Genomic DNA, 12,934 nt, shown 5'->3' on the forward strand with positions numbered 1-12,934 from the left:
AAATCTTACTGTATGTCGCGATGGATTAGAGAAAACATTGAGAAAAGTTTGAAAGACAAAATCTGAAAAACAAAAAAGCCACTCATCAGAGTGGCTTTTTTGTTAAATTGGTCGGTGATAGAGGATTCGAACCTCTGACCCTCTCGTCCCAAACGAGATGCGCTACCGGGCTGCGCTAATCACCGAAATTTACTTTAAACTGTGCAGCAAACCAATTAATAAAATTAACCTGTTCACTTTAATGTGGTCGGTGATAGAGGATTCGAACCTCTGACCCTCTCGTCCCAAACGAGATGCGCTACCGGGCTGCGCTAATCACCGAAATATACATAAAACAACAAATTGAATGGGGTGACTGATGGGGCTCGAACCCACGACAACCGGAATCACAATCCGGGACTCTACCAACTGAGCTACAATCACCACTGAATTTCAATTCTACTAACCAATTACGACATAACGTACTTGCCGAATGGTGCGCCCAGAAGGATTCGAACCTTCGGCCTTACCCTCCGGAGGGGTACGCTCTATCCAGCTGAGCTATGGGCGCTCGCCTTGGTTAGCGACGCATATAGTAGGGATAAAACACTCTCACGTCTAGCCCTGATTTACTTTTTTTAACTGACTGATTAAGTTTTGAGTCATTTATGCTAAGTATTTGTGCTTTTTTGCTCATCACTCATAATTATTAACTTTATACTTACATTTATTTCGCTTGGATCACATTTATATTTATGGTAATTATAATGATTGTTCAAAAATATTTGTTCACATTATTAATGGGATAACACCTGCTCTGGATATGGATACCAAAATTAGTCACTCAACAACACTTCCGCGTGTCGAGCACCTACAAAAAAGGGTTGCTCGCTTAAAACGTTTGGCTAAAAAATATAAACGGTCTGAAATTATCCAAAATGCACTGTTAGGCATTTCTAACATCGCAACTCAGGTGACATCACTGGATGATTTTTATCAACGTGTCCATTTGCATCTTCAACAACTTATCCCAGCAGAAAACTTTTTTATTGCCTCTAGAGATCTCAAAACCGGATTAACCAGTTTACCCTTTTTTGCTGATCAGCAAGACTCACATCCAACTGAGCTTTACCCAGATCAAGAAATATCCTCTTTGCTGAATAGCGGATTAACGGGGTATGTACTGCGAAATGGTGAGCCGTTACTTTGCGACGACAATAAGTTTATCGAATTAATTGCCAGTGGCGACATTAAAAGTTTAGGATCGCCCAGTCATCAATGGCTTGGCGTACCAATCAAAAATCAAGATGTAGTAAGTGGTGTACTAGTTGTTCAAAGTTATAATGAAGCCAATACTTACGGTGAATTAGAATTAGAATTAATGGGTTTCATATGCCACCATATCTCAGGTGTAATGGAACGACTAGAGCATCATGAACAACTAGAGCGAGCTATTACTGAACGAACCAAAGAACTCAGTCAAGCTTACGATAAAGTCACGATTGAAGTTCAAGAACGAGTTAAAGCCGAAAAGCTACAAAAAACCTTATTCGAAATAGCTGATTTATCCGCATCTAATGTGCCGCAAGAAGACTTCTATCTTCGCCTACATTCTATTATCAGCCAATTAATCCCAGCGCATAATTGTTTTATCTCATTAATTGATGATAACAACATGCTGTCATTTCCATTTTATGTTTCGCAAATGACCGCACAATACCCAGCATCACGCCCCATGCAGGATGGATTAACTGAATACATATTACGCCATAAGTTACCCCGATTATTATCAGCCAAAGACATTGCAAACATGGTCACTATGGGCGAAATCTATTCTAAATCGCCAGAGCTAAATAAAACACAGAGAATGCACCAATGGATTGGTATTCCACTGCTTATCAATGGCGAGGTAGCAGGTGCATTAACCATTTACAGTCTTGACGATGAACACATCTATCAATCAAAGGATTTAGAACTGCTGACTTTTGTTTCTCAACATATTGCCAACGCCATCGAACGCAAACAAGCCGTTGAGTCTTTAAAAAGTAGCCACGAGTTATTAGAAGATAAAGTGGTCGAACGAACTCGCGCGTTGGCAGAACTCAACAATAATTTGCAGCAAGAAATTCATCAACGTCGCAAAATTGAAGATCAGCTCGTACACGATGCACAGCACGATGGGCTTACAGGCTTACCTAATCGTAGCTATTTAATGGAACGATTGTCCCAAGCATTAAAACACTTACGCCGCCATGGTTTAGACCAATTTGCATTGTTATTTATCGATTTAGACCGCTTTAAACTGATCAACGACTCATTTGGCCATCTAGAGGGAGACCGCTTCTTAATTGAAACGGCACAGCGTTTAAAATCATGTGTGCGCGACAATGACACTCTGGCCAGAATGGGCGGTGATGAATTCGTTATTTTATTGGATTCAATTCATTCTACAGATGATGTCGTCGAAGTAAGTGATCGCATCCTGCAAGCTCTAGCAGTGCCCTATACTCTGGCCAAACAAGAATTTATTTCTGGTGCCAGTATTGGTATCGCATTTAGCGGCCGTAATAAGCTTGTCACCAGCGAATCGATACTCCGCGATGCTGATGCTGCAATGTACCAAGCAAAAGCCAATGGCAAAGGTTGTTACGTTATTTTTGATGATCAACTTAGTGCGCAGTCAAAGCTACAGCATGAACTTGAAATTGATTTTAAAAAAGCACTTGAGCAGCAAGATTTTTATATTAACTACGTGGAAGTCGTCGACTTTACAACTGGTGAAATCATTGCCATTGAACCACATATTGAATGGCAGCATCCAGAACACGGCATCATTGAACACGCTAAAATGACACGCTTAGCGGCACAATATCAACTGACACTGAACTTAGACGGTTATATCTTTACCCATTTGAGTAATCAATATCATTGGCTCAAACAGCAGTATCACCCAAATGTCACTCTGCACTTATCAATTAGTAGCCACCACATTAAAAACAAGTTTGTTTTACGCAACCTCAAAAATACCATTAAAAGTAGCAATATTGAACTCAACAAACTCATGCTGTTTTTCAACGAAAAAGCTCTGGTGCAAGATACTGAAAATCATATTAATGGTTTCGACCTTATCTCTCAGTTAGGCGTTCAAATTGGTATTGATGGTTATGGTACAGGTTACAGCTCTCTAAGTTGCCTGAGTTTCTTGCCTATAAAAGCGTTGAAACTCGATAATGACATCAGTAAGCATTTATTAAACGATAAACAATTGCAATTAGTTAAAGCCTATCAACTCACAGCACAAACGCTAGAGTTTGAAATGTACGCAACCACAGTGGATACGCAGCAACAAGTCCGTCAGTTTTTAGAACTCGGCTATATGCGCGGTCAAGGTCGCGCTATTAGTAAGTTATTTAACGAAAAAAAAAAGCCCCATAAATCCTGCGCTTAATTGCTAAGATCCACCAATCACCAATCACCAATCACCAATCACCAATCACCAATGCTTTGTATTACTTTTTAAACATATCGCGTATGTTAGCAATGTGACTCTTGCTAGTTTCAACCCGTTGTTGTTCTGTTTGTACTGGTTTGCGGTTCTCCCAAATTAAATCATCTTGGGGTAACTCAAGTAAAAATCGACTCGGTTCACAACGCATGGTTTCGCCAAATTGACGGCGCTCTCGGCATATCACAAACCACAACTCACGCTGTGCCCTTGTAATGCCAACATAAGCTAAACGTCTTTCTTCATCGACATTATCTTCATCAATACTCGATTGATGCGGTAAAATACGCTCTTCAACACCCACCATAAACACAAACGGATACTCAAGCCCCTTCGATGCGTGCAAGGTCATTAACTGCACTTGATCGCCACCCTCGTCTTCGCTGTTACGTTCCATCATGTCGCGTAGAGTTAAACGAGTCACGACTTCAGGTAATGTCATGGCTTCATCAAGTTCATCGCCTTCAAGCATTTCAGTCACCCAACGATACAGCTCTGAAATATTCTTCATCCGCATCTCAGCCGCTTTAGCACTGGTACTGGTTTCGTATAAATAATCTTCATAATTAATTTTACGAATAAGCTGTTTAATGGCTTCGACAGGCTCACCTCGAGTGGCAAGCTCACCGGTATCCACAATAAACTTACCAAATTGATAAAGTGAATTAACCGCAGCAGGTGCTAAATGATGATTAAGCTCGACGTCAAAAATAGCCTCAAACAATGATATGTGTTTTTGATTGGCAAAATTACCCAATCGCTCCAGGGTTGCAGGACCAATGCCACGCTTAGGTAAATTAACCACGCGTAAGAATGCGTTATCGTCGTCAGGATTCACTACCAAACGCAGGTACGCCATAATGTCTTTGATTTCTGCACGCGCAAAAAAGGATGTGCCGCCACTTAATTTATAAGGAATACGGTTGGTCATAAGCGCACGTTCTAATAAGCGCGATTGATGATTACCCCGATATAGAATGGCATAGTCACCAAACTGAGTACGGCCAACAAACTTATGGCGAATAATTTCAGCCACCACACGCTCAGCCTCTTGCTCCTCGTTAGCGGCAATTAATACCCTCAGAGGCTCACCATAAGCGAGCTCACTAAAAAGTGCCTTGTCGTACACATGAGGGTTATTGGCAATCAAAATATTGGCTGCACGTAAAATGCGCTGACTAGAACGATAATTCTGTTCCAACTTAATCAGTTTTAATTTTGGAAAGTCAGTGCCTAATAGCACTAAGTTTTGTGGTTCGGCACCGCGCCACGAATAGATTGACTGATCGTCGTCCCCAACTACGGTAAACCTGGCGCGCTCACCCACTAACAATTTGACTAACTCATACTGGCTGGTGTTAGTGTCTTGATATTCGTCCACCAGCAAGTATTGAATCCGAGTTTGCCAACGAGTACGGACTTCTTCGTTCATCCTCAGCAATAAAGTAGGAATTAAAATCAGATCGTCAAAATCTAACGCATTATAGGCTTTCATGTGCTGCGCATAGCGTTGGTATAACATGGCAAACAATTGTCCTTGCTCATCCTTTACCAAGCTGCGAGCTTGTTGAGGGATAATCAAACCGCCTTTCCAGTTTGATATGGCCGAAGCAAGGGCTTTAATTAAATCTTTGTCTTCGTCTAACTCATCTTGAGTCAACTCTTTTAATAAGGCAAAGGTGTCTTGGTCATCAAATAATGAAAAGCCGGCTTTTAAACCGAGCACTTTATGCTCACGCTTGATAATCTCTAACCCCAAGGTATGGAAAGTCGAAATCCACAACCCACGTGCCTCTTTGCGGCCCATTGACTGAGCAACACGCTCTTTCATCTCTCGGGCGGCTTTGTTAGTAAATGTGACCGCGGCTATATTCCGCGCTTTGTAACCGCACTTTTCGACCAAATAAGCGATTTTATTAATGATCACACGTGTTTTGCCACTGCCAGCGCCCGCAAGCACTAAACACGGACCCGAGACATAATGTACGGCTTCATTTTGCCCTGGATTGAGTTTCATTAATAACACACCTTACTAAACGTAAACGAAGGCGGATCATAGCAGAATCAACTGATGACGGTTAACGAAAATCACACTTTGGTTTTGGAAAAACGCTCACCTCGGTTACAATTAGATCAATATATCAGTAGGGGATCATGATGATTAATCCAAAGAAAATTGAAGAGCTCGCAAAACAACTTAGCGATAATTTACCAAACGGCGTAAAGCAATTTGCGGGTGAGTTTGAAGAACGTAGCAAGCAAGTACTACAAAACCAACTGATGAAACTGGACGTGGTATCGCGTGAAGAATTTGAAGTGCAACAGCATGTGTTGCTTAAAACCCGTGAAAAGCTCGAAGCTTTGCAAGCACAGGTCAATGAATTAGAAAAGAAGCTCGCCGACTAATACAGATAAATAAAGATACTGTTCAATAAAAAATGACGCTAATTAGCGTCATTTTTTATGTCGGTAACGTAATGTTATCACAACAGATTAGTTTAACGACTCTTGTAATGCGCGCAAGCACAAGGCAACGTTTTCACGGCGAGCACCAAAGCCCATTAAACCAATACGCCACGCTTTACCTGCTAATGCACCTAATCCAGCACCAATCTCAAGATTATATTCTTCTAGCAGGTGTTTACGCACTGCAGCATCGTCAACACCTTCAGGAATATACACCGCGTTTAATTGTGGCAATCTTGATGCTTCGTCTACCACAAATTTAAACCCTAGATCGGTTAAACCATCACGTAATAACAGGTGCATTTTACGGTGTCTTGCCCAGGCATTTTCTAAGCCTTCGTTGGCAAGTAAGCGCAGTGACTCATGCAAAGCATAAAGTGCATTCACTGGTGCTGTATGGTGATAACTGCGTTTCGCACCGCTATTATTGCCCCAATAACCCATAACGAGTGTTTGATCTAAAAACCAGCTTTGTACCTGTGTAGTTCGTGCTTTAAGTTTAGCAACGGCTTTAGGTGAAAATGATACAGGTGATAAACCCGGCACACATGACAAGCATTTTTGGCTGCCAGAATAAATGGCATCAATGCCCCATTCATCCACCAGTAATTCAATACCACCCAAAGAGGTTACCGCATCAACAATGCTAATACAGTCGTGCAGTTGCGCTAACGTGCACAATGTTTTGGCATCAGACAATGCACCAGTTGAAGTTTCTGCATGAACAAAGGCTAAAAACTTGGCATCTGGATTTGCCACAAGTGCAGCTTCAACTTTGTCAGGGCACACTGGCTCGCCCCATTCATTGTCGACGACAACAGCAATACCGCCTACTCGTTCAACATTTTGGCGCATACGTTCGCCAAACACACCATTGCGGCAAACAATGACCTTTTCACCAGGTTCAACCAAGTTAACAAAGCAGGTTTCCATACCGGCACTACCAGGTGCAGACACCGCTAAGGTCATTTCGTTTTTGGTTTGAAAAGCATACTGAATAAGGCTTTTTAACTCATCCATCATGCCGACAAAAAGTGGATCTAAGTGACCAATCGTTGGTCTCGACTGTGCAGCTAGCACTTCAGGATACACATCAGATGGGCCTGGGCCCATTAGGGTACGGCGCGGTGGCATAAAGGCTGGAATAGTTGGTACGGGTAACATCAATGTCTCCTTAAAATGAGGTCGTATACGCATGTGTAAAGCTACACGCATATGGAAAATTTACCCTACATATAAGCAACCCGTCACAGACATGTAATGCATTAATGGCATCACACTTTGGCGGTGTGGGTCATCACCTACGAATATATTTTCGTTTTAGGCGCCCTGACAATATCACATTGAGGCTCTAAATCACCTCAATGTGATAATTATTTAGTGTTAAGTAACTGATTAGCGTTATTTAACTGGTAACACATTTAACTCTTAGCTCTATTTAAGAATAACTGGTAAGCCAGGCTGTGAGTTTCTTCTTGATAGACAAAGTCTAAGTCTGTTAAAAACTGTGCAAAAGCAGCATCGTCCGTTGCTGGCACTTCAAAACCAGCCAACACACGACCAAATGCTGCGCCATGGTTACGATAATGGAACAAGCTGATGTTCCACTTGCTTTGTAACGTAGTTAAAAACTTCAATAATGCTCCAGGATGTTCAGGAAACTCAAAACTAAATAAACGTTCTTCTAACGGCTCAAGTGGGTGACCCCCTACCATATAGCGAACATGTAATTTAGCCGTTTCATCCTGAGATAAATCTTGTACTTCAAAGCCTTCTGATTCGAGTCTAGCAATAATCTCAGCCAGCTCTGCTTGGCCATCTGTTAAACGAATACCGGCGAACACCACCGCCATATCGCGACTACTGAATCGGTAGTTAAATTCGGTCATTGGGCGTTTTTCAAGTAGCTCACAAAAGCGTAAAAAGCTGCCTGGTTTTTCAGGTACTTTAACCGCTAATACCGCTTCTTTTTGCTCACCAAGCTCACAGCGCTCTGACACATAACGTAAACTATGGAAGTTCACATTGGCACCACTTAATATGGCTGCTGCCTTTTTAGGTGCGTCACTACTGTTGCCATGCAAGCTCATATACTTTTTAAGACCTGCAATTGACAATGCGCCAGCGGGTTCAGCTATCGCACGGGTATCTTCAAAAATATCTTTCACTGCGGCGCAAATTTCATCTGAAGTCACAGTCACTACTTCGTCGACATATTCGCGTGCAAGCCTAAAAGGCTCAGTACCAATACGTTTAACTGCTACACCGTCAGCAAATAAACCGACTTGAGCTAAGGTTACAGGCTCATCGGCTTCTAAGGCGGCTTTTAAGCACGCAGCGTCTTCAGGCTCTACACCAATAATTTTGACCTGTGGCATGACCGCTTTGTAATAGGCAGCAATACCTGCGATTAAACCGCCGCCACCCACTGGCACAAATACCACTTCAATATCACGTTGTTGTTGCACCATCTCAAGTGCAATAGTGCCTTGACCTGCAATAACCGCTTCGTCGTCAAACGGCGCGATGTAGACACGCCCTTCGGTTGCCGACAAGTTTTTAGCATAATCATTAGCCTGATCGAATGCCTGGCCGTGTAATACTACATTGCCGCCCAAACGACGTACGGCATCAATTTTGATGTCTGGTGTGGTACTAGGCATCACAATCACGGCATCAATGCCACGACTGGCCGCCGACATTGCCACACCCTGAGCATGATTCCCCGCAGAGGCACACACCACACCTTTATCGCATTCTTCCTGCGTGAGTGCCGCGATACGATTGTATGCACCGCGCAGTTTAAATGAATGCACAGGCTGCATGTCTTCACGTTTTAAATACACCTGACAACCAAAGCGAGCGGATAACTTATTCATGCTCGACAGCGGCGTCACTTTAGCGACATCGTATACAGACGACAGCAAAATTTTCTGTAAATAATAATGCGCTAGATCTAATTGAGTTTGAGACGCCAAAGCCAACATATTACCCCTCCAGTTTGGTGCGATCGCGAACGGCACCTTTATCTGCACTGGTTGCTAATAACGCATAGGCTTTTAGGGCTAATGACACATAACGTTCACGTGATAGTGGCTTCCAACCCAGCGGACCTTTTGCATCCATAGCGTGACGACGGCGAGCTAACTCGTCTTCATCGACATTTAATTGAATACTACGCTTAGGAATGTCGATCGCAATTTGATCGCCGTTTTCAATTAAGGCTATCGTGCCACCGGATGCTGCCTCAGGTGAAACATGGCCAATAGATAAACCTGATGTACCACCAGAGAAACGACCGTCAGTGATCAATGCGCATTGAGTGCCTAAACCACGCGATTTAAGGTATGTGGTTGGGTAAAGCATTTCTTGCATGCCTGGGCCGCCTTTAGGGCCTTCATAGCGAATAACAACTACGTCACCAGCGACCACTTCACCACCTAAAATACCCGCAACGGCATCATCTTGACTTTCATACACTCGGGCGCTGCCCACAAAAACTAGATTAGACTCATCAACACCTGCCGTTTTCACGATACAGCCGTCAACAGCAACGTTACCAGACAATACTGCTAAGCCGCCTTCTTGACTAAAGGCAAACTCACGCGAGCGAATACAACCATTTTCACGATCGTCATCTACGCTGTCCCAACGACAATCTTGGCTAAAGGCTTTTTGGGTAGGAATGCCGGCAGGGCCAGCGCTAAAGAAACGGAGAACCTTAGGATCGTTCGTTTGTTTAATATCGTACTTAGCTAACACTGATGTTAAATCGCCGCCATTGTCTGCTGCAACATGAGGTACGTCGTTATGGATTAACCCCGCACGATCTAACTCACCTAATATACCCATTACGCCACCAGCACGGTGAACATCTTCCATATGGTATTTAGGTGTAGATGGCGCAACCTTACATAAATGAGGCACTAAGCGCGATATGCGATCAATATCTGCCATCGTAAAGTCAATTTCCGCCTCTTGCGCTGCTGCCAGTAAATGCAACACAGTATTAGACGACCCACCCATGGCAACATCTAATACCATTGCGTTTTCAAATGATTTAAATGAAGCAATATTTCGTGGCAGTGCTGTTTCATCGTCGTGCTTGTAATAACGTTCTGCTAGCTTCATGACTCGACGGCCAGCCTCTAAAAACAGTTCACGGCGATCCGCATGTGTAGCCAGCATTGAACCGTTACCCGGTAATGACAATCCCAACGCTTCAGTTAAACAGTTCATCGAGTTAGCGGTAAACATGCCAGAGCACGAACCACAAGTAGGACAGGCGCTACGTTCAATTTGCTTACTGTCTTCATCGCTGACATTGGTGTCAGCACCGGCTACCATAGCATCGACTAAATCAAGCTTAATGATTTGATTCGACAACTTGGTTTTGCCCGCCTCCATTGGTCCACCTGATACAAATACCACCGGAATATTTAATCGAAGCGCCGCCATTAACATGCCAGGGGTGATTTTGTCGCAGTTTGAAATACACACTAACGCATCGGCACAATGCGCATTCACCATATACTCAACGCTGTCGGCAATAAGCTCACGTGATGGCAAACTATAAAGCATACCGCCGTGTCCCATAGCAATACCATCATCAACGGCGATAGTATTAAATTCTTTAGCAATACCGCCGACTTCTTCAATCGCGCTGGCAACGAGTGCCCCCATGTCTTTTAAATGCACATGTCCTGGTACAAATTGGGTAAATGAGTTGGCAATCGCAATAATTGGCTTACCAAAATCGGTTTCTTTTACGCCAGTGGCACGCCATAGTGCGCGGGCGCCTGCCATGTTGCGGCCTTCGGTGCTGGTTGCTGAACGTAATTTTGGCATTGCAAATATCCTTGTGTAATGTGGTGCGCGTTACCTATGAAATCACAAATAACGCTCTAAAAATAATGTATAACGAAAGCTTAACTGTTAGCCGCTTGTCCAAGAGACACTGCAGGCATCACCTTGCAATGTGTTACATCAATTAGCTTATCAAGTTGAGTGCTAAGTAGTTCAATGGCACGTTCTGCTTCAACCCATAAATCAACGGCCATACTCGCATCTTCATTGATGTAGACATTCATTTTGGTTACTTTAAATCCACGATGACGAGTGACACGCAACACACGCTCTAGCACTTCTGGACGTTGTTGAACGGTTATTTCAAGATTATGCATCATGTTTGCTTCTCCATTTGATCCATCATGTCACTGTTACTGGCTCCGGGTGGAACTAATGGCCAAACGTTAAAGGCATCATCAATCGAGACGTGCAGCATGTAAGGTCCACTACTATTGAGCATTTCGTCTAACGCTTGCTCTACTTGGTCAGCGTGATTAATCGTGCGGCCAGGAATATCAAAAGCCGACGCCATTAACACAAAGTTTGGGTTATCAGATAAATCAGTCTCGCTGTAGCGTTCTTCAAAAAATAACTGTTGCCATTGCTTCACCATGCCAAGTTTTTGATTGTCTATCAGTAAGATTTTTACCGGAAGCTTACGACGCTTGATGGTAGTCAATTCTTGGACATTCATCATAAACGAGCCATCGCCTGATACTGTGACTACAGTGGCATCTGGGCGAGCCACTTGAGCACCAATGGCCGCGGGCAAACCAAATCCCATAGTGCCAAGGCCAGCACTAGACAAATGATCTTCAGGGCGACGAAACCACATATGCTGAGCAACCCACATTTGATGCTGACCCACATCGCATGCAACAACACTGTCTTCCGGTAGCTTATTAGCTAAGCGGCGCAACATAGCTGGTGCGTAAATTAAATCGCCAGGATGTTGATAATTCCATTGATGCTTACGCGACAGCTCTTCAACCTCTACTTGCCACTGACTAATGACCATTTTGCCTTTTACTGCAGCGGTTAACGCGGGTAGTACGTGACGAAGCTCTGCTGCAATAGCCACATCTGGCTGGCGTAATTTACCTATTTCAGCAGCATCGATATCTAGATGCAATACCTTGGCGTTACTTGCAAAGCTGGCTAAACGTCCGGTGACACGGTCATCAAAACGCGCGCCAACTACAATTAATAAATCACACTCTTGTACTGCTAAATTAGCGCCTTTTCCCCCATGCATACCCAGCATGCCTAAATAACCTTTGGTTCCATGGGCAACACTGCCTAATCCTTTTAAAGTCGCAACAGAAGGAATACCACTCACATCGATAAACTCACGTAAATGAGCAACCGCGCCAGCCATACCAACACCGCCGCCCACGTACAAGATTGGTTTACTGGCTTGGGTCAGTAATGCTGCTGCAGCGTCTAGAGCAGTTAATGTTGGAGTCAGTTCATCGGCAACACTTTGCAGCGGGGTTTTATATTCAAGCTCAGCAATTTGGATATCTTTAGGGATATCAACTAAAACAGGACCAGGTCGGCCTTCTGCGGCAATTTCAAAAGCACGATATAACGTCGGAATTAAATCATTGATATCGGTGACCATAAAGCTGTGCTTGGTGCACGATAAAGACATACCGAGAACATCGATTTCTTGAAAAGCATCGGTGCCAATTACGCTGGTCGATACTTGGCCCGTAATAGCAACCAGTGGAACAGAATCAAGCAGGGCGTCAGCTAACGAAGTGATTAAGTTTGTGGCACCTGGACCTGAGGTGGCAAAACACACCCCGGTTTTGCCACTTGCTCTGGCATAACCTACAGCGGCAAAAGCAGCACCTTGTTCATGACGGCTAAGCAAGTGCTCTACAGGGCTACCGTAGAGGGCATCATAAATGGGCATAATGGCCCCACCAGGATAACCAAACACTGTGGTAACACCATGTGCTGCTATTACTTTGATAACCGCATCCGCGCCGCGCATTTTCTGTCCTGCTTCCATATTTTCATCTCTACTTCGTCAATGATTCTGCTTGCTCTACTGTGTAATATTTGGATATTTTTACTTAGCTTAAAAGTAAAAAACCCCCGGTCCTTTCGGAGCGGGGGTTTTTGCAA

At 43.6% G+C, this 12,934-nt stretch carries 8 protein-coding genes and 4 tRNA genes; 2 read left to right on the forward strand and 10 right to left on the reverse strand.

Annotated features, from left to right (window positions below; genetic code table 11):
* Nucleotides 1-108: 108 nt before the first annotated feature.
* From IEY40_RS19155 to IEY40_RS19170, 4 genes are all read right to left on the reverse strand, one after another.
* A tRNA-Pro gene (locus tag IEY40_RS19155) sits at nt 109-185 on the reverse strand.
* Nucleotides 186-244: 59 nt separating this feature from the next.
* Nucleotides 245-321 (reverse strand) — tRNA-Pro (locus IEY40_RS19160).
* 26 nt (nt 322-347) lie between these two features.
* Nucleotides 348-423: transfer RNA gene (locus IEY40_RS19165), tRNA-His, on the reverse strand.
* Between the two features lie 50 nt (nt 424-473).
* Nucleotides 474-550: transfer RNA gene (locus IEY40_RS19170), tRNA-Arg, on the reverse strand.
* Nucleotides 551-802: 252 nt separating this feature from the next.
* Between IEY40_RS19170 and IEY40_RS19175 the strand changes: the two genes are divergently transcribed.
* A complete protein-coding gene (locus IEY40_RS19175; protein ID WP_188959092.1) occupies nt 803-3,427 on the forward strand; it encodes a sensor domain-containing phosphodiesterase in 2,625 nt (874 codons plus the stop codon).
* Between the two features lie 61 nt (nt 3,428-3,488).
* Here the strand turns inward: IEY40_RS19175 and rep are convergent, their stop codons facing one another.
* Complete coding sequence (gene rep, locus IEY40_RS19180; protein ID WP_188959094.1) at nt 3,489-5,501, reverse strand: DNA helicase Rep; 2,013 nt, start codon at nt 5,499-5,501, stop codon at nt 3,489-3,491.
* 140 nt (nt 5,502-5,641) lie between these two features.
* Between rep and ubiK the strand changes: the two genes are divergently transcribed.
* The gene (ubiK, locus tag IEY40_RS19185; protein WP_188959150.1) at nt 5,642-5,890 is read left to right on the forward strand and encodes a ubiquinone biosynthesis accessory factor UbiK; all 249 of its coding nucleotides are present in this window, start codon (nt 5,642-5,644) and stop codon (nt 5,888-5,890) included.
* Nucleotides 5,891-5,977: 87 nt separating this feature from the next.
* Here the strand turns inward: ubiK and IEY40_RS19190 are convergent, their stop codons facing one another.
* From IEY40_RS19190 to ilvG, 5 genes are all read right to left on the reverse strand, one after another.
* Entirely contained in the window at nt 5,978-7,114 is a 1,137-nt protein-coding gene (locus IEY40_RS19190; protein WP_188959096.1) for a pyridoxal-phosphate-dependent aminotransferase family protein, read from the reverse strand.
* A 257-nt stretch (nt 7,115-7,371) separates the two neighbouring features.
* The gene (gene ilvA / locus IEY40_RS19195) at nt 7,372-8,937 is read right to left on the reverse strand and encodes a threonine ammonia-lyase, biosynthetic (protein ID WP_188959098.1); all 1,566 of its coding nucleotides are present in this window, start codon (nt 8,935-8,937) and stop codon (nt 7,372-7,374) included.
* A 1-nt stretch (nt 8,938) separates the two neighbouring features.
* The gene (ilvD, locus tag IEY40_RS19200; RefSeq protein ID WP_188959100.1) at nt 8,939-10,798 is read right to left on the reverse strand and encodes a dihydroxy-acid dehydratase; all 1,860 of its coding nucleotides are present in this window, start codon (nt 10,796-10,798) and stop codon (nt 8,939-8,941) included.
* Between the two features lie 80 nt (nt 10,799-10,878).
* Nucleotides 10,879-11,136, reverse strand: coding sequence for an acetolactate synthase 2 small subunit (gene ilvM / locus IEY40_RS19205; protein WP_188959102.1), 258 nt, complete (start codon nt 11,134-11,136; stop codon nt 10,879-10,881).
* Nucleotides 11,133-12,818 (reverse strand): acetolactate synthase 2 catalytic subunit, encoded by a 1,686-nt coding sequence (gene ilvG / locus IEY40_RS19210; RefSeq protein ID WP_188959104.1) that lies wholly within the window; start codon nt 12,816-12,818, stop codon nt 11,133-11,135. Before ilvG ends, ilvM begins: the two co-directional genes overlap by 4 nt.
* Nucleotides 12,819-12,934 lie beyond the last annotated feature (116 nt).

This window comes from Shewanella ulleungensis (assembly GCF_014648315.1).
GTDB classification, from domain to species: Bacteria; Pseudomonadota; Gammaproteobacteria; order Enterobacterales; family Shewanellaceae; genus Shewanella; species Shewanella ulleungensis.

Bases quoted from the DNA above. Each gene is read 5' to 3' on its own strand.
- IEY40_RS19190 (WP_188959096.1), bottom strand. From the start codon at position 7,114: ATGTTACCCGTACCAACTATTCCAGCCTTTATGCCACCGCGCCGTACC.
- ilvA (WP_188959098.1), bottom strand. From the start codon at position 8,937: ATGTTGGCTTTGGCGTCTCAAACTCAATTAGATCTAGCGCATTATTAT.
- rep (WP_188959094.1), bottom strand. From the start codon at position 5,501: ATGAAACTCAATCCAGGGCAAAATGAAGCCGTACATTATGTCTCGGGT.
- ilvD (WP_188959100.1), bottom strand. From the start codon at position 10,798: ATGCCAAAATTACGTTCAGCAACCAGCACCGAAGGCCGCAACATGGCA.
- ubiK (WP_188959150.1), top strand. From the start codon at position 5,642: ATGATTAATCCAAAGAAAATTGAAGAGCTCGCAAAACAACTTAGCGAT.
- IEY40_RS19175 (WP_188959092.1), top strand. From the start codon at position 803: ATGGATACCAAAATTAGTCACTCAACAACACTTCCGCGTGTCGAGCAC.
- ilvG (WP_188959104.1), bottom strand. From the start codon at position 12,818: ATGGAAGCAGGACAGAAAATGCGCGGCGCGGATGCGGTTATCAAAGTA.
- ilvM (WP_188959102.1), bottom strand. From the start codon at position 11,136: ATGATGCATAATCTTGAAATAACCGTTCAACAACGTCCAGAAGTGCTA.